18 protein-coding genes and 1 pseudogene are annotated in these 17,585 nt (G+C 59.5%); 2 read left to right on the top strand and 17 right to left on the bottom strand.

Annotated elements, in window-relative coordinates:
• Positions 1 to 21: 21 nt before the first annotated feature.
• A complete protein-coding gene (locus tag ACP148_RS13725; RefSeq protein WP_421953248.1) occupies positions 22 to 1,347 on the top strand; it encodes an HlyD family type I secretion periplasmic adaptor subunit in 1,326 nt (441 codons plus the stop codon).
• Between the two features lie 383 nt (positions 1,348 to 1,730).
• On the opposite strand, the gene ACP148_RS13730 is transcribed toward ACP148_RS13725, so the two are convergent.
• The 10 genes from ACP148_RS13730 to ACP148_RS13775 all read right to left on the bottom strand — a co-directional run bounded on the left by ACP148_RS13730 (position 1,731) and on the right by ACP148_RS13775 (position 10,756).
• A complete protein-coding gene (locus tag ACP148_RS13730) occupies positions 1,731 to 2,489 on the bottom strand; it encodes a TIGR02186 family protein (RefSeq protein WP_421953249.1) in 759 nt (252 codons plus the stop codon).
• Complete coding sequence (locus tag ACP148_RS13735; RefSeq protein ID WP_421953250.1) at positions 2,486 to 3,421, bottom strand: sulfite exporter TauE/SafE family protein; 936 nt, start codon at positions 3,419 to 3,421, stop codon at positions 2,486 to 2,488. Before ACP148_RS13735 ends, ACP148_RS13730 begins: the two co-directional genes overlap by 4 nt.
• 137 nt (positions 3,422 to 3,558) lie before the next feature.
• Positions 3,559 to 4,455: an MBL fold metallo-hydrolase gene (locus ACP148_RS13740; protein WP_421953251.1), complete on the bottom strand. Its 897-nt coding sequence runs from the start codon at positions 4,453 to 4,455 to the stop codon at positions 3,559 to 3,561.
• Positions 4,456 to 4,520: 65 nt separating this feature from the next.
• A complete protein-coding gene (locus tag ACP148_RS13745) occupies positions 4,521 to 5,510 on the bottom strand; it encodes a cupin domain-containing protein (protein ID WP_421953252.1) in 990 nt (329 codons plus the stop codon).
• 50 nt (positions 5,511 to 5,560) lie between these two features.
• A complete protein-coding gene (locus ACP148_RS13750) occupies positions 5,561 to 6,391 on the bottom strand; it encodes an alpha/beta hydrolase (RefSeq protein WP_421953253.1) in 831 nt (276 codons plus the stop codon).
• Between the two features lie 27 nt (positions 6,392 to 6,418).
• Complete coding sequence (locus ACP148_RS13755; RefSeq protein WP_421953254.1) at positions 6,419 to 7,321, bottom strand: MBL fold metallo-hydrolase; 903 nt, start codon at positions 7,319 to 7,321, stop codon at positions 6,419 to 6,421.
• 63 nt (positions 7,322 to 7,384) lie between these two features.
• Complete coding sequence (locus ACP148_RS13760) at positions 7,385 to 8,338, bottom strand: ABC transporter substrate-binding protein (RefSeq protein WP_421953255.1); 954 nt, start codon at positions 8,336 to 8,338, stop codon at positions 7,385 to 7,387.
• 32 nt (positions 8,339 to 8,370) lie between these two features.
• The gene (locus ACP148_RS13765; protein WP_421953256.1) at positions 8,371 to 9,153 is read right to left on the bottom strand and encodes an ABC transporter ATP-binding protein; all 783 of its coding nucleotides are present in this window, start codon (positions 9,151 to 9,153) and stop codon (positions 8,371 to 8,373) included.
• Complete coding sequence (locus ACP148_RS13770) at positions 9,150 to 9,992, bottom strand: ABC transporter permease (protein WP_421953257.1); 843 nt, start codon at positions 9,990 to 9,992, stop codon at positions 9,150 to 9,152. Before ACP148_RS13770 ends, ACP148_RS13765 begins: the two co-directional genes overlap by 4 nt.
• 5 nt (positions 9,993 to 9,997) lie before the next feature.
• The gene (locus ACP148_RS13775) at positions 9,998 to 10,756 is read right to left on the bottom strand and encodes an ABC transporter permease (RefSeq protein ID WP_421953258.1); all 759 of its coding nucleotides are present in this window, start codon (positions 10,754 to 10,756) and stop codon (positions 9,998 to 10,000) included.
• Between the two features lie 162 nt (positions 10,757 to 10,918).
• Between ACP148_RS13775 and ACP148_RS13780 the strand changes: the two genes are divergently transcribed.
• Entirely contained in the window at positions 10,919 to 11,872 is a 954-nt protein-coding gene (locus ACP148_RS13780; RefSeq protein ID WP_421953259.1) for a LysR family transcriptional regulator, read from the top strand.
• Between the two features lie 53 nt (positions 11,873 to 11,925).
• Here ACP148_RS13780 and ACP148_RS13785 read toward each other — a convergent pair whose 3' ends face one another.
• The 7 genes and pseudogenes from ACP148_RS13785 to ACP148_RS13815 form a co-directional block, all read right to left on the bottom strand.
• Positions 11,926 to 12,825, bottom strand: coding sequence for a VOC family protein (locus tag ACP148_RS13785; protein WP_421953260.1), 900 nt, complete (start codon positions 12,823 to 12,825; stop codon positions 11,926 to 11,928).
• A gap of 5 nt (positions 12,826 to 12,830) precedes the next feature.
• Positions 12,831 to 13,655: a fumarylacetoacetate hydrolase family protein gene (locus ACP148_RS13790; protein ID WP_425033540.1), complete on the bottom strand. Its 825-nt coding sequence runs from the start codon at positions 13,653 to 13,655 to the stop codon at positions 12,831 to 12,833.
• 9 nt (positions 13,656 to 13,664) lie between these two features.
• Complete coding sequence (locus ACP148_RS13795) at positions 13,665 to 15,218, bottom strand: bifunctional 3-(3-hydroxy-phenyl)propionate/3-hydroxycinnamic acid hydroxylase (RefSeq protein ID WP_421953262.1); 1,554 nt, start codon at positions 15,216 to 15,218, stop codon at positions 13,665 to 13,667.
• Between the two features lie 105 nt (positions 15,219 to 15,323).
• A complete protein-coding gene (locus ACP148_RS13800) occupies positions 15,324 to 16,229 on the bottom strand; it encodes a LysR family transcriptional regulator (RefSeq protein WP_421953263.1) in 906 nt (301 codons plus the stop codon).
• 62 nt (positions 16,230 to 16,291) lie between these two features.
• Complete coding sequence (locus ACP148_RS13805) at positions 16,292 to 16,435, bottom strand: aldehyde dehydrogenase family protein (protein ID WP_421953283.1); 144 nt, start codon at positions 16,433 to 16,435, stop codon at positions 16,292 to 16,294.
• Between the two features lie 126 nt (positions 16,436 to 16,561).
• Positions 16,562 to 16,862, bottom strand: a pseudogene (locus tag ACP148_RS13810) (aldehyde dehydrogenase family protein); the annotation flags it as partial.
• A 9-nt stretch (positions 16,863 to 16,871) separates the two neighbouring features.
• Positions 16,872 to 17,582: a ribonuclease activity regulator RraA gene (locus ACP148_RS13815; RefSeq protein WP_421953264.1), complete on the bottom strand. Its 711-nt coding sequence runs from the start codon at positions 17,580 to 17,582 to the stop codon at positions 16,872 to 16,874.
• Between the last annotated feature and the right edge of the window lie 3 nt (positions 17,583 to 17,585).

Raw genomic sequence — 17,585 nt, forward strand, 5'->3', positions numbered from 1 at the left:
CCTGTGTAAAAGGGAAGAAAAATGTCCAGTCTCGCCTATCAGGCCGACCTTCCGCTCAACGGCACCCGTTCGATCGACAGGCAGTTTTCGCTCAGGGGGCGGGTGATATGGGGCGTACTGTTCGCTGTTCTTTTATTGGGCGGTGTCGGCAGCTGGGCAGCCACCGCAAAGCTCTCCGGCGCGGTCATCGGGGTGGGAAGCGTACTGGTGGATGACGACATCAAGATCGTACAGCATCCGGATGGTGGGGTCCTGCGGGACATTCTGGTGCGCGAAGGCGACCGCGTGATCGCGGGTGAAGTGCTGTTGCGACTTGAAGATGCCGAGATACGCGCCGAAAAAGCCATTCTCGAGGGTCAGCTGATCGAGCTTTTCGCCCGGCGTGCAAGACTGATGGCCGAAGTAGACGGGTTGAGCACCGTCGAGTTTCCTGAAGGGTTTTCGGTGAGTCACCCCAATGCCTCAGCGATCATCATAGGTGAGCGACAGCTCTTCGCTGGCGATCTGTCCCGTCATCGGTCACAGCACAACCAATTGCTGCTCCAGGTCGATCAGTTGGATCAGGAAATTCATGGTCTCCGCTTCCAACGGACAGCGATCGTTTCAGAGTTCGAACTTGCGCAGGTCGAACTTGAGCGATTCCGGCAACTCGCTGGAAACAACCTGATCGAAACGTCGCGGGTAGCGACCGCCGAACGCGACGTCATTCGCCTTCAGGGACAGATGGGAGATCTTGATACCAGCATTGCCCGGGCGCAGGTCAGAATATCGGATGTGGAGTTGCAAATCCTTGAGCTTGAAGGCACAAGGCAAACGGAGGCTCAGCGGAATTTGGGCTTGGTGGACGCTCAGATCGCTGAAGTCGAAGAGCGCTTGAGCGCTGCGGTGGCCCGCTATGCCCGTACTGAAATTGTTGCGCCGGTTGCCGGTATAGTCAACGAACTCAACGTTAGCACTATAGGTGGCGTCATATCGCCAGCCGAGGAGCTGGTGACGATAGTGCCTGAAGGGGTCGATCTCGTGGTCGAATTTCGCGTGGCGGTCAACGATATCGACCAGGTGCATGTGGGCCAGGCGGCAAATCTTCGTTTCGTTGCCTTCAATCAGCGCACTACCCCTGAGGTGCCAGGAGAAATTCTCCGTGTTTCCGCCGCCTCCCAACAGGATACACAGACGGGCGAGCGCTTCTATCTTGCCCAGGTGGGGGTTCAGGATGGGGAACGCCCGGAACAACTTGTGCCAGGCATGCCCGTTGAGGTTTTCGTCGAAACCGAGCAGCAGACCGCCATCGCCTATTTTATGAAGCCGTTCACCGATCAGATCGCAAGGGCATTCCGTGAAGAGTGATGGCCCGTGGCTAGGTGTGAGCCTTCAGCAGGTTGTCCATTCGGACCGAACCGGGGAGACTGGAGTTACCACGCTTCAGCACTCATCGGAGGGTCCGAATGAACATCCACAAGAATGCCCGCCTGAACGCGCGCAGCGTCTTCTGCATACCAGCCCGTGCCGAGAACGTATCAGTCCGTTTTCGGGCTTGAGTTATCGATAAGCTGCGATCATCAAGCGGCTCAAGCTAGAGCGCTTCCAGGATAAGTGGGCACCACTTATCCGGTTCGGAAGCGCGACAAAACAAGGACTTAGAGCAATTGAAGCGATTCGAAGAAGCGCTGAAATGCTCTAAGACATTGGCTGGTTGACCGGACATAATATGTGAGCCGGGTCGGGCAGCCCTACCGCCGGAACAGCACGCCACCCATCCAGCCGGTCGCTATGGCAATAATGACCGCTGCCAATCCATAGATCAGCGGCTGGCTCGAGGCCGTGCGGGCAACGAACCGCTCGAAACCTTCCGTTCTTACCAAAAAGCCCGTCGTGCTCGATCCCACGATCTCCCCGTTGGCGAGCACCAGCACACGCGCGACGAAGGGGCCGTTGGGAACGCTTGAGGGTAAATGGATGCGCGCCGAGAAGGTTGTAGGAGAGAGAAAGTTGACGCCACGGTCGGCGGTGAGGAACGAGTTCGATTGCGTCATGAGCCGCATGAGTTCGGGGTCGAACGCGCTGCTTCCCTCAACGCGCGAAATCTCCGCCAGTCTTCGGAGCGAGAGCAGCGGATCTTGACGCGTCGCATCGCTCGCCGCATCGCGAACAGGGCGGCTCGAGAGGACGGCATAATAGCCGGGCAGCCTGCGATACACCGCCTGATCGGCATTGAGCATAATGCCGAACTGGCGCTCCTTTTCGCGCACGATCAGATCAGTTGCCGGCCCGCGCACGAGGATCACCGCCTCATAGGGGCCCATTTCCGGCACATCGCCCCGGCCAGGCTCGATGTTGCCAAACAACGTGATTGTCTGACCCGCGAAGGTGGAATGGATGGTTACCACAGGATCGGAATTGGCAAACACCACTCCCTGCCCCCTTGCGGGGCCCTGGGTTAGGAGAGCGACGACAATGGCCACGAGCAGCGCGAGAAGACTCTTCCTCACAGTGTCTCCCCAAAACCGACGACGCTTATCGAGAACGGATCGGCAGGCGCGATGAAAAGGGTGAGCGCGAAACGCAGCGCAACTCCCAGAACGATCAGCGCCAGCAGCGCGCGCAACTGATCGCCCTTCAAATGCTGGCCCGCCGAGGCGCCGAACTGAGCCCCGGCGACCGAGCCCACCATCAGACAGAACGCCAGCAATATATCGACCGACTGGGTCTGGATGGCGTGCAGCATGCAGGTCATGGCCATCACCGCCAGCAGATGCAGAAGCGAGGTTCCGATGACCACCGAACCGGGCACGCGCAGGATATAGACCAGTGCCGGCACAAGGATGAACCCGCCCCCAATCCCCAGAAGGGCGCCGATGATGCCAATCGAGAACCCGATCATCATCACCGGGATCACCGAGATATAGAGCTTGGACTTCTTGAACCGCATCCTCAGAGGCAGCACTTGCACCCAGGAATGCTGGCCTGGAAGGCGCCTCGGCGGTGGCGGGCCGGCCTTGCGCGACTTGAGGATCGAGCGGATCGACTCCGTCATCATCAAGGTGCCGATGGCGCCCAGAAAGATCAGATAGCCCAGTGAGATGAAGAGATCGAGCTGTCCGACAGCCCGCAGCATTCCGAAGATCCACACGCCGACAAAGGAGCCGAATATGCCCCCGAACACAAGGAACGCCCCGAGCTTGAGGTCGATTGCACCGCGCCGCAGATAGGACAGCGCGCCCGAGGTCGAGGAGGCAACAACTTGGCCCGTCACCGAGGCGACGGCCACAGGGGCCGGAATGCCCGAAAACAGCAATAGCGGCGTGAGCAGGAAACCCCCGCCCACCCCGAACAGCCCGGAAATAAACCCGATCGCCGCACCAATGCCGATGAGGAAGAAAAGGTCCACCGAGAGCTCGGCTATGGGGAGGTAAATGGGCACGATGGGAATCTTTGAAATGAGCGCATTTGCGCAGCGCCCAGTATCACAGTTGTTCTAAACGAGCGCCCTCCGATCGAGATCGGAGGGCAGACTTGAAAACAGCGCGCTGACGCCGGTCGAAGCGCCGATATCGAAGCCTAATAGGTCTTCAAATCATCGGCGAGGTGCACTTCTCCACTATAGCGGGTCTTCACCCGGGCAAGATACTCGTCGGCATTCTCGGGAAGCACGGATCCGGGCGTGAAATGAACCACCACCAGCTTTCTGGCGCCGGCACGCTCGGCCATTTCGCCCAATTGCTCAGCGGTCAGATGATGCTGAAACATGTGCTGGCCGATCCGGTCGACATGCTCCTGGGGCGCATCGGGGTTCATCTTGCGCACCCGCGCCAGCACCAGTTCCGCGTCCACCATTTCCCCCACGAGAAGGTCAACGTCTCGAGCCAGATCTTCGACCGCGCCGCATGTCCCGGTATCGCCAGTGAATACAACCGAGCGATCATCGAGATCGAACCGGAGCGCGAGCGAAAGGTGCCCCGGTTGGCCAGCCTCGCGCTCGGGGCGGTAATGGGTGTTTTCACAACTGGTGATCCTGAGACCGGGAAGCTCGATCGTATCGGATGGCGTGAACTCACGGACGGAGACGAAATCCTGGGGCTTGGGGAGTTGCCTGTCGGTCGCGCCAAACCCGGTTTCCTGAGGAACGCTGCAGGCCTCAAACAGGCCTTGCACTATTTGCTGTGTCCCCGGAGGGCCGTAGATCGTCAATGGCGTCCGACGGTGCACCATCATGTTGAGACCGATGCAGGCAAACAGGCTGCCGATATGGTCGAAGTGATGGTGGGTCAGGACGATGTAATCGACTGTCCTGAACTCGACGCCTACCCGCCGCAATTGCGTCATGGCACCCTCACCGCAATCGATGAGCACGGGTATTTCGCCCGCCATCAGCAAATGGGCCGGCTGCGCCCGAACTGGACTGAGGCCGGGTCCGCCGCCGGTTCCCAGAGTGGTGAATGAAGAGGGGGGTAACATCGTATCTCCTGACCTAAATTGACTTGCTGCACCATGTGCTCATCCGGGATGATTATATTGGCGCCCTAACTGACGATCCGAGCATCGATGTCGGAAAGATCGTGCTGTCCAGCGGTCACCGGTTTCCCGGCTTCACGCGCTGGCGTAAAGGTCTGTGTAGCCTCTCCCAGTTTGTCCAGATAGCTCAGACCATTTCCGTTTGCGGACGTCAGCACCCAGCGCCCGCTCCCCGAAACGATCTTCGTCGAGTAGGTGGTCCCGGCCGGGATATTTATGGCGGCACCGGCATGGACGGTGACATTGCGATCCCCCACGGCAAATGTCACCTCTCCCTCAAGCAGGTAGGCGAAAACATGAGTCTGCCGGTGACGGACGGGCGGCATGGTTGCCCCTCGGGCTCCTTCAACCGTCCGTATTTCGATCATATCGGCGCTGATGTGCCGCGACAGCAGCGTCGTGCACAGATGGCCCTGCACCCGCACACGGTCGCCATATCCCTGTTGCAGGAAATACGACGCCGGCCCCTCGGGCAACGCGCGGTCAGTTGCGTCACCGTTACGAGGCGCGGCGTACTGGGCTCCCTCCACGCGATTCACGCCGAAACGGCCCATCGCCGGTCCCATTCGGGAAAAATCGAACGGGTGATCGGCCTCGGGCAAGCCAGGCCCCGCCCACTGCTCCCCGGCCATGTCGAAAAAACCTTCCCAGCCGCCCGGCGCGACGACCCCAAAGAACTGGGTACGCGGTGACAGGCACTGGTAGGAGTGGACGTCTCCCGGCTTTACATATGCGAAGTCGCCATCATTGAGTATCCGGCACTCATCTCCGCTCCAGACGCTGAGTCTGCCGCGGGTGCACAACCAGGTGTCGTGTTCCTTTTCGTGGTAATGCAAAGGTATGGGTTGGCGATCGATTGTCGACTCCAACACGACGGCGCCAAAGCCGCCAGCCGTTGTTTCGGTTGTGGCCAGGGTATGAACGACCTGTCCCGCCACCAGGTTTGTTCTCAGACTTTCGCCGCCCCGCAGAATCTGGGCGTTCAGCATTTGTGTCATAACGCATCTCCTCTTGTGATCCTGGCGCCTGGCAGGCGCCGTTTGGCATTCTATTGGCTCGTGCGGGATGCCTGTTCAGCCGCCGGTGCCAGCTGACGCTGGACGAATCTGAGCAGATCGGGTGCCACTCGCGCCGAATGACTGCCTCCACTCTCGGGGCCCTCCTCGGAAAACCAGAGGTGTCCCGCATCGGGCAGCTCCAGCGTCCGCACGGGAAACCGCGCCTGAACCAGTGCACGCGCAAAGGCTGCCGACTGAGCATCGGGCATGACCTCGCGGTCCGCCTGCCCCCAGATCAGAAGCGCGGGGAGCGCCTTGTCATAGGTGATCTGCCGCAATGGCGATGCTCTGTGAAACAGCAGCGGGTCATCAAATGGCGTGCACCCGAGCATTGCTTCAGTCTTGTCGTGCCCGGGGGCGGCATTGCGCCAGACATCTGCCTGCCAGTGCGCCATCAGATCATAGACGCCATAAACACCCACGAACGCCCTGACCGGCGGCAAGGCAAACTGATCCGACAAGATCGCAAGGGCGCTCAGGTGTGCGCCCGCCGAGACCCCAACGACCGCAATCCGATCGGCCGCGATGCCGAGCTTGTCGCCATTGGTCGCAAAATGGCACAACGCAGTGGCGACATCTTCAGCGTTGCCAGGAAAGACCGCCCGCCCCTGGGCCCTGCGGTAATCGACGCTCGCAAAGGCGATGCCGTGGTTGGCAAACCAGTCGCCCCAGGCCGACAGAGAGCTGCGATGGCCCTGAACCCAGCCTCCACCCGACACGCCGACCACAAGCGGCCAGGCCCCCTCGCCGCTTGGCACGTGGAGGTTTGCCAACAGCGGTCCATTGTCGTTGGTGCCGATGCTGATGGTCTTGAAAGTCATGAGGCCTCTCCCGGCTCGTCAGTCGCTTCAGGCCAACGCTTTTGCAACGGCAGCACGAGGGGACACCTCAACGCCGTCTTCACCAAGGCGGAGGACCATGAGGTCGGTGCCCGCAATGATGTCGCCCTCGAAATGGGCGCGCGCGCGTTCCAGGATGCTCTCCACCGAAGGACCGACCTGGCCGCCGGGCAATTGCACGATATGAGTGAACACCGCGAGTTTGGGGCGCGTTTTCTGGAATATGGCCGCGGCTTCTTCGGGGCTGGTATGCCCCTTCATCACGACATTTTTGAAGAAATCATTGTCCGCCATCGACTCGTGGATTGCTGCCACTTCGTGGACCAGCACATCGCACCCAACGGCCGCATCGGCGACACGCGGATCAGCAGCGGTGTCCCCCGAGAGCACAACCGAGCGTCCTGCATAGTCAATGCGGTAGCCATAGGTCTGTGCGAATTCGTGATGAAAGGTTCCAAAGGCCGAGACCTTGACGCCGTTGACCTCAAAGACAATTCCCTCCTCGATCTGGTGGGGGACGAGGCGAGTGGATTGTTCGGGAATGGCCTTGATCGCACGTTCCCGCAAATCCCCGCGGAACGCCATCATCAGGCCCTCGGTCAATTCCTCGACGCCTTCCGGTCCGTAGATCGGCAAGGCGGTCTCACGCCTCCCGAACGGGCCGGGGATGTAGCCCGAAGAATAGACATCGGCCAGTCCGGCCGTATGGTCGGAGTGGAAATGAGTGAGAAACACGGCATCGATCGCGCCGAGCCGCGTTCCGACCTGAGTCAATCGCAAGGACGCTCCGCGCCCTGCATCAAAAAGGAGATTGAGTCCACCTGCCTGAACCAGAGTGGCGGAGCCGAAACGCTCGATATCGGGCTGAGGCGTCCCCGTTCCGAGCAGGGTCACAACGATTGATCCAGGCATATCTTCACTCATTTCATTACCCTCGTAAGAAGGTCGGGCGGCACCCGCCGCCCAACGATTTGTTCAGCGCGGTGCCTGATCCCACATCAGATCGTCATAGCTTGGCGCCTCGGTGATAAAGCCGAACTCGACCATGTCCTGAGCGAGCGCTTCGAGCTGCTCCCGATCGATCACCAGGCTGGGCGTTGCGAGATTTCGCGTGTCCAGATAGTCTTCGGGAAAGCGGGTGAGTTCCTTGTCGAGTTCGCGCACTTCGTCGGGATTCTCGGCCGCATAGGCATATGCCCGTTCGAGGACTTCAATCAGTGTTGCGATATCTTCGCCGCGTTCGGCCAGTGCAGCGGTGCTGGACGCATAGACAATGCCGGGCATCCCTTCCACATACTGGTAAGGCTCCTCGAGCAAACGCAGCGCGGGGTCGGTCTTGGCCTGCTCGAAGAACATGGCAAACGGCACCGCCGCTTCGACGTTGGCGTTCTTGAGGTTGTCGATATGGGTCTCGGGGGGCATGTGCGTTACGTTGATCGCGTCAGGCGACAGGCCCGCCGCACGCAGCGCGCGCTTGATCATGAACGCCCCGGTACCCTGGAGTCCCTGCACGCCTACGGTTTGACCCTCAAGATCGCCGATGGACTGGTAGGGAGCGTCCTGGCGCGTGATCAATCCGGTGGTAGCGACCGGCTCGAGCGTTTGGTTTCCAAATGTTATTTTAATGGGAACACCGTTAGCGATAGCAGCCACCACAGGGGTGGACCCGGTGCCAACGATATCGACCTCGCCCGAAAGCAGCCGCGCAATATTTTGGTCCGGAGCCGAACCTTCCTGGAGTTCAACAATAAGGCCGGCCTCTTCGAACCATCCCATGCGCTCGGCAATGAAGAATGGCTCGAACGAGCCGACAGGCGCGTAGGCAATAGTCAGGGGCTCACCCTCCTGCGCCAACGCAGGTGTCCAGACGCCGGCGATCGACAGTGCCGAAGCGATGAACGCTGTTTTGATAGATTTGTGCAGATTCATTTACTCTCTCCCTTTTCTGAATCCGTGGAATTTCAAGGTTTGCGGCGAATCTCGTTGAGTATCCGTCCGCGCAGCCGGCTGAACTCAGCCAGACTTTTCGATGCCACCTGATCGCGAACCGGGCCCAGATCGACGGGCACGGTATCGATCACAGTGGCTGGCTTGCCCGACAGGACGACGACCCGGTCGGCCAGATAGACCGCTTCATCAATGTCATGGGTAACCACGATGATACTGATGCCCAGACGGCGACGCAGATCGAGAACCAGGTCCTCAAGATCAAATCGGGTTTGCGCGTCCAGCGAGCCGAATGGCTCGTCCATGAGCAGAATGTGAGAATCGTAGGCCAGGGCGCGCGCGATGGCGACGCGCTGTTGCATGCCCCCCGAAAGCTCCCAGGGATATTTGTCCTCGTGACCGCTGAGCCCCACATCGGCAAGGCATTCCCGCGAACGCTGTCGCGCTTGGGCGATATCCATTTTCTTGCCGCGCAAGGGTAACAGCACGTTCTCGAGAGTGGTCATCCACGGCATCAGGGAGCCGCGATAATCCTGAAAGACCAGGCCGATTTCCTGCAGCGGCTCTGTGACAACCTGGTCCGCGACGCGTATCTGGCCCGCTGTTGGCGGCATCAGCCCCGACAGGCAACGGAGCAATGTCGTCTTGCCCACGCCGGACGGTCCAACGATACACAACACCTCACCAGGGTCCACGCGTAGCGTCAGCCCCCGCAGCACCTCCACCGGTCCGTAGGATTTGCTGACGTCCTCGACGACCATGGGTGGTGCCGCGTTCAGATTGCTTTGCGCATTCATTTCCATCTCCGGCGAGTGACATGTTTTTCTTGACGGGTCTTGCGTGGAATCTCGAAATACCAGGCCAGAATTTTCCGCTCGATCAGGACGAAGGCCACGTTTGCCAGATAGCCGATCAGGCCAATGAAAACCGTCCCGGCCCAGACCTGGGATGGATTGAAGCTTTGAGCGCCCGACGAGATGTAGACACCGAGGCCTTGATTGCCTGAGCTGAATTCACTCACGACCATGATTGTCAGGCTCACCGCGAGTGAAATCCTGATCCCAGCCATGATCTGGGGGGTCGCTGCGGGTAACAAGACCTGGCGTATGAAGAGCGAGCGGGGCAGTCTGTAGGCGCGAGCGGTATCGGTTATGGACGGGCGAATGCCGCGAATGCCATCGATGGTGTTGAGCAATATCGGCCAGACGCAACCGAGTGAGATCACAAAGATCTGCGGCCCCGCACCGACACCGAATGCGACCAGCACGATCGGAATAATGGCCACACCCGGTATTGCACGCAGGAAGGCGAGCAACGGCCAGACCGCCGACCGCAGCACCGGATTGTAGCCGATCGCGATGCCGAACCCGATGCCCAGAACGATCGCGATTATAAGACCGGCCATGACGTTGCGCATGCTGAATGCGGTGGCCCCCAGCAACACGCCGTTGAGAAGGTCATCCAGTAGCGTGCGGACAATGTCCGACAAGGGGGGGAGAAAGAAGGACTGGCTGTCGAGAGAGACAATCCACCAGATCACGATCAAGGCAAGCGGCAGCCAGAAATAGCTGACCAGTTGGGCCGGACGAGTCAGGGACCACAGCCCTGGATTGGGCTTTTTGAGTTGCTGAGCCATCGTCCTCAGGCCTCCTTGTCTGAAAGATGCCAGCGGAGGATGCGCCTCTCGAGCTGGTCAACGGCCGCGTTGACCAGGACTCCGAGAATTCCGGCATAGATTGCATAGGCGATGGCTATGTCGGTCTCATAATAGTTCCTGGCCAAAGCAAGCTCGCGCCCGATACCCTGGACCGGGCTGGTAATTTCCACGGCCACAGCAACCAGAATTGACACCACGACGGCAATTCGGAACCCGGTCAGGATAAATGGACTTGCGGAAGGCAGCATCACGCGGAAAAAGCGCAGGCGCCATGGGATGCGGAATGCCCGCACCGTGTCGCTCAGGGTGCTGTCCATCCGACGCGCGCCGTATATCGACTGCAACAGAATGGGAAAGAAGCAGCCTATGGCGATCAATGTGATCTTCATCTGGGAGTTTGCTCCCAGGATCAGCAGAAAGATCGGCAGAAGCGCGATCTGAGGAAAGGAGCGGCCGAAATCGATGATCAACCGTGTCGAGCGCTCGACAGGTGGGGTGGCGCCGATTACGACACCCGCGACGATACCCAGAATGCTGGCGATGGCGAGCCCGATCGCGGCATCGCGAACGGTGGCGAACAGTGCGGGGTAAAAGGTCTCGCGCCCGAGCAACTCAATGACGGCAAAGGCGACATCGGTTATCTGGGGCAGCACTGCAGGTGAGATGTTTCCAAATTGCACGCCGAGCGCCCAAACAATACCCACGACCGCAAAAGTGGCAAAGCGCCTGACAGCTAGCGTCATCGTTGAACCTCCTCCTGTGCAGGGCCATTCTTTGGACGGCTCCGTGCCTGACTACAGTGAGCGATCTCCAAGCTATTGACAAATTTTTCTTGAGAATGGTTCAGTATCACGTAAATCTATTTAGCTTCTCCCACGGAAGGATCGCAAATGCGGTTTATGGGATTGGACCTCAATCTGTTGGTGATTTTCCAGGCGATGATGGACCATCGCAGCGTGACCTACACGTCTCGCCAGCTGAATTTGACCCAACCCGCCGTGAGCAACGCGCTGCAGCGCCTGCGTCACTACTTCAAAGACGATTTGTTTGTGATGTCCGGCAGCCGGATGGTTCCCACGGCCCTATCCGAGAGACTGGCCGAACCGATCAAAGCATTGCTTGCCGATGCAGGGGCGATGCTCACTGCAGCTCGTCCGTTTGAACCGGCCACGTCAGACCGCACGTTCGTCGTCGGCACATCAGACCACGTGACCGATACCATATTATCTGGCGCATTGAATGCCGTGTTCGCCGAAGCGCCCAGGATCAGGCTCGATATTGTCCCGCTCGTGGAAGACCAATGGAGCGCGTTGGAAACCGGCGATGTCGACCTTCACGTTCTGCCTTACGAATTCGCGCCACCCGATCAGCCTACAATCGAACTCTACACGGACCGCTATGTCGTTTTGTGCGATCGCAACAACGGCGCCGTGCATTCAGGGATGACGCACGATCAGTTGCGGCAGTTTCGGATCATTGGTGCCCTGATGGGCGTTCCACGTAAGATGCGCGGCGGCTTTGCGCCCCAGATGACGGCAAGACTGATCGACCAGGCCAGTCTAACCGTCAAACAGTTTTCTCAATTGCCCTTCATGATCGAGGACTCGGATCGCATTGCGATCATCCCTTACAGCCAAGCTGTAATGTTCTGCAGGAGGTTCCGCCTCGCATTTTTCGAATTGGGCAGCGGAGGTCCCTATCTGCGCATGGTTGCACAGGTCAACAGGGCCAGAGAAAACGATACCGGCCTGGCCTGGTTCATCGACAAACTTGTCGATGCCGCATCGACCTTCCGTCCCGACAAGATAGACGACCCGGTCGTCGATCCTGCCGCCGGTACCGCCAGCGATGCCGATTGACCGGCAAGGCAGTCGGCAATGGCAAGCAAAGAGGCGTGTGTTCCGGCCCGGCGCTAAACAAAGACGATATTGCGCTGCGCTTTTTTGCACTCATCGGTTTTTGGCGGCGCAATGCCCCACTGGTCGACCCGACCGGCCGGCCATGTCCAATCTTCAGGTCCACCAAACTTGTAGCTGTCATCGACCTGAAGCACTTCAGCGGTGTGTTCCACAACCACGCCGAACGGATCAACGAAATACAGAAACACATTGTCTCCCGGCCCATGCCGACCCGGACCCCAGCCGATAGGATAGCCGGCATCGCGCATCTTTCCGCCCGCCCTCATCATATCCTCGGTCGTCTCGTGCAGGAACGAGACATGATTTAGGGTGTCGACGGTATCTTGGGCCAGGACTACAGCGTGATGGTCACCGTTGGTTCTCAAAAATCCCATGATTTTCGAGCGGTCCGTCAATTGGAACCCCATGCCGTTCTCAAAGAACGCAATATCGGCGTCAATGTCGGAGCAGTTGATGTTGATATGAGCAAGGCGGACTGGGCGATGCGAGTCATTTGGGACCGAAGCGGCCAGATCGTCATTCTGCACCACGGCAATCCGTCTGCCACGCAGGTCCCGCACTGCAAACCCGACGCCGCCTCCATAGGTGTCGAACTCGCCGATATCTTCCTCGGTCTGCGCACCCGCATTGTTCATTCTGCGCCTGAGCTCGTCCAGATCCGTCGCCGGATGAGCCCGGAAGGTCATGCTTCTGGCAGCGGCGGAGGCACCCTCCACGAGTGAAAGAATATAGGGATCACTGCCGACACCGCGCAGATAAACGGTCCGATTGTCCTCATGGGCCTCAAGAAGCCCCCAGGTAGCGGTATAAAACGCTCTAGCTGCCGCCAGGTCGGGCACCACGAGTTCAACGCTCCGCAGCCCAGATATCGGGAATTTTGGAGTGACCGCCATGACCGCTAACCCTCCTCGACAACGCGATTAAAAAGGCTCCCGACGCCGGTGACGCGGATCTCGATATCATCTCCGGGTTTGAGCCAGACGGGTGGATTGCGTTTGGCGCCCACTCCGCCAGGGGTTCCCGTGGCAATCACATCACCGGGAGACAGCGGGGTAAACTGGGAAATATAGGAAATGACCACGGAGATCGGGAAGAGCATATGATCGAGGGTTGCGCTCTGCATGCATTCGCCGTTCAAATAGGATTCCACCGATACGGCGTCCAGATCGGCGATCTCGTCGAGGGTGACCAGTGCGGGGCCAAACGGGCCGGTCGCAGGAAAATTCTTGCCTGGCGTGAATTGACGCGAATGCCACTGCCAGTCCCTCACCGAGACATCGTTGAAGCACGAAATCCCTGCTACGTGAGCCATGGCATCATCCTCGCTGATCGCGCGGCCACCTTTTCCGATGACGACGGCCAATTCGGCTTCAAAGTCGAAATCGGAGGACACCGCCGGCCGCACGATCGGGCCGTTCGCACCGACGAGAGTATCGGCAAAGCGGATAAAAATTGATGGATGGTCGGTCTTGGCGCGGTTGGTCTCGACACGATGGGACTCGTAATTGTGGCCAACGCAGAAGATCTTTCCAGGATTGGGAATAACGGGCGCGAGTTCCACATCCCCAAGGCTGAGCGTTCGCCCTCCTGCATCGGGTCCCGGCAGCCCATTGGCGATAGCCGTCTTGAGGTCGGGAGCAACCGCGGAAAGGTCCGTGATAGTTTCGCCGTCCAACCGCCCCCAACAGGGAACGCCGTTGTCGATAAAGCTTACGTAGCGCATGGGCTGTCCTTATTCACTCATTTGTGCGAATCGCGAGACCGGAAGATCGAGAGTCATGGCTTGACCAAGCGCGACCAAGCTGGCCGAAAGTTCGGCCGGCGAACCAGCCACGGTTGCGACATAGAAATCGGGCCGGACCAGAACGGCAACTGCGTCGTTGCTCTTCATCCAGTCTTTCAAATGGCCTGATTGGTCATTGAGGTTCACGCCAATAACCAAGGGCCTGACGTTGAGCTTTTCCATTACAGCTGCGGCCTCGCGCGTGGGTTCAATCGAACTGGTTGCAATGAGCGTCCAGCCGCCGCCGCTGATATCATCGAGCAGCTTTCCCTCTTCAATCTGAGGATTGATGAAACGCTGCCCGGCTTTTCCAATAACGATCCTCGAGCTGATCGGCGCTATGAGTTCTGCAGCAGAACGAATGCTCTTGCGGTTGCGCAGGGTTGCATCGCGCTGCACTGCCTTGTCGGGATCGAGCTCACAGATGTAGCGCCCGGCATCGATGGCCGCGTTGATGACATGACGAACCTGCGGTTCGCGTTCGACCTGATAGGTGTCGAGCAATTTGGCGTCCGCAACGCCTCTGGCGACAAGGCCCAGCTTCCAGCCCAGATTGGCCGCGTCACGCAGCCCATGGCACATGCCTTGACCAAAAAACGGAGGTGTCTGGTGAGCGCTGTCTCCGAGCAGGAACACCCGACCCGATTGCCAGTGCTCGGCGACCAGTCCGTGAAACCGATAGGTGGCCGCACGAATCACCCGATGCCCCTCATCGCCCACCCAAGGGGCCAGCAACTCTACAATCTTTTCCGGTCGGGTGATCTCCGCCTCGGTCTCATGGGGTAGGAGCATGAACTCCCAGCGCCTGTGACGTTCGCGCCCCGGAACGATTGTCGCGGGACGGTTGGGATCGCACATCATCAGCGAAAGATTCTGCAGATTGGCGCCCTCGGGTACGCCCCAGAAGGGTCGGAAATGGATCGGCCCATCGACTTCGGCATCGACCACGAGCCACGGTTCCTCGAAGCCCATATCGCGGAGCTTGATGCCGGCGGCCTTGCGCACCGTTGAACGGGCACCATCGCACCCGAGCACCCATTTCGCCCGCGCTGAGTTTCCGTCGGCAAATCGAACCGTCACACCCTCGGTTGTCGGTTCAAGGGCATCGACATGCCTTCCGGTTTGTAGGGCAACATGGGGATATCGGCCCAGTCCCTCGCGCAGTACCGATTCCAGTTCCGGCTGATAGAAGAAATAGTCATTTGCATAGCCAAAGGGAGGCTTGTCGTCGCGAACCGACAGATATCGAATTACCCCGCCATCGGCACCGATATGGATGTGCCCGTCTCCCGCCCGCATCAGAGGCATCATGGCATCGCGCAGACCGACATCGGCCAGCAGGCGAACCATCTCGTGGTCGATATGGACAGCACGCGGCAGATCGTAGGGAACGACATCCCGATCGACGACAAGCGTTCTCAGACCGTGCTGCCCGAGCTGGTTGGCCGCATAGGCTCCGACCGGCCCGCAGCCGACGATGACAACATCCCAATCAAATTCCATGAACCCAGTTCCCGTCAGCACTTCGCTAGCGTGGCGCGTTTGCGGGTCCAGAGTGGCTTGATGGAAGCTAATGTAAAATTATACTATTTGGCAATCGTATAGTTTCTACCTATGGCCGTCGGCGAGCCGGAGGGCTACTTCGAGAAACCTCCGGGCCATCGGGGAGCCCGGTTCCCCAATAATTTTTTGCCCAACGAGCCGACGCGGGGCCGGACCGCCCGCCAGCGGAACGGTCCTCATGAGCCCGGATTCGAGTTCGGCTTCGACGACGGGAAGGGGAAGCAGGGCAACGCATCTGGTTTGGCGTACCACTTCCTTCATCGTGGCGAGCATGTCACAACGCACGATGTTGCGAGGCAGGGGCACATCGGCCGCTATAAAGACAGCTTCCAGATGTCGCCGCGTTGCCCCCTCGACAAGCGGCAGCACCCATGGGAATGCCGAAGCCTGTTCGACAGTGAGCCCTTGAGCCGGCAGGTCGGTCGTAGGGCCGGCCACGAGGACGAAGGGCTCACGGGCAATTTCGAATTCCTCTATGTCGGCCGGAGTGCCAAGCGGCGAGCCGGCGCAAAGGACAAGCTCGACGATTCTGCGCCGCAAAAGAGCTGGAAGGTCCTCGTCCTTGGCCTCCATAACGGATAGATCGAGCGCCACCCCTTCGGCATGAAGCATGCCGGTGACGCGCGGCACAATCGAGAACAGGGCCCCGGTGGTACCGCCAATCGTTAATGGCCCTTCCACCCTGTCGCGTTGCCGGCTAAGCTCCCGACCGGCTGTTGCGAGTACGTTCTCGATGGATTGGGCATGTCGCACAAGCGTTTCGCCGGCGAGCGTTAGCGCAGCGCCCCGGCGTTCCCGCGTCACAACCTGTTCCCCAACCCGGTCCTCGAGCTGAGATATTGCGATCGAGACCGATGGCTGGGTCATATTCAAGGAGGCTGCGGCGCGCGAAAAAGAGCCTTCGCGGGCTACGGCAAGCAAAATGCGTAACAAACGTGGATCAAGGTTCATGTCTGCGTGGCCAGCTCAATACGTCTCATTCTTGCTCCGTTGTCAGCCTTTGGCGCGTTTTTTCAAGCCGCATCGCAAGAGACGGCGCCGTGGCACGCCATCTTAAAGCGCTGACCGGTGGAGAAGAAAGCCGACTTTGCCACGCTTTCCGCGGCCACCCTGAGATCGGCATCGTCGAGCACCAGGGTTGGATTCTTGCCGCCTATTCAATGCTGGCACTGGCGGCCGTGCTAGATCAAATCCGCTTCTCTTCGAATCGCGGACTTGATCTACGTCCTTGTTTCGTCGCGTCCGAACCGCAAAACCGTTTCCATCCCCGATCGGGTCGAGGACAGGGCCGTGGCCTCTTCGCGGCTCAGCGGTTCATCCAGTCCCGCCTTGCGGGCCAGGATTCCCCGGACGGACTTGGAAAGAACCGCAATGGCGTTCGAGAATGTCCGAGCAGGACCAGGCCGGAAAAGCGGCCTTTGCGGCGGCAACGGCCTGCTGGGTTTCTTCGGCCGTGGCGCGGGCATAGACGCCCAAGACTTCGCTCGGATTGGATGGGTTGATATTCTCGACACCACCGGAGCCGACCTCTTCGCCGTCGATCGGGTTCATGTGCAATTCGCTCAGAAGGAGGCCCCTGGGCATGCCCGATTTTCAGCGACCGTTCCGCGTTCGCCACGCGTCGAATTCACCGGTGAATTCATCGTTGGTCTTGGGATAGAGCCCGATGACCGGCGTACCGGATTTGACCTTCTCGACGACGAAATCCTCATAGGCAGTCATTTCGACGGCCTCGTCGGCGACTTGGGCTGCGATGGCCTGCGGGATGACAATGACGCAGTCGTCGTCGCCCACAAGAATGTCGCCTGGAAAGACAGCCACGTCGCCACAGCCAATGGGTACGTTGAGGTCAAGAGCTTCATGGAGCGTCAGGTTGGTCGGGCTGGATGGACGGGCATGATAGGCGGGAATGTCCAGGTCTCCGATTGTGGCAGCATCGCGAAAGCCACCATCGGTCACGACCCCAACCACGCCGCGCACCATCAGACGAGTAACCAGGATGTCGCCGGCGGAAGCGGCGCGCGGGTCCTTCCGGCTATCCATGACCAGGATGTGGCCGGCCGGACAACTTTCCACCGCCACGCGCTGGGGGTGCTGGGGATTGCGGAATTCGACCAGCTGATTGCGGTCCTCGCGGGCCGGAATGTAGCGCAGAGTATAGGCAGGGCCGACCATGTTGACGCCCTTGGCCTTGACCGGATGCACGCCCTGGATGACCTGATTGCGCAGACCACGCTTGTACAAGGCCGTGGCCAAGGTGGCCACAGAAACGGTCATGAGTTTTTCGCGAAGCGCGGTATCCATCTG

The organism is Pelagibacterium sp. (genome assembly GCF_965249125.1).
In the GTDB taxonomy this organism is placed as follows: domain Bacteria; phylum Pseudomonadota; class Alphaproteobacteria; order Rhizobiales; family Devosiaceae; genus Pelagibacterium.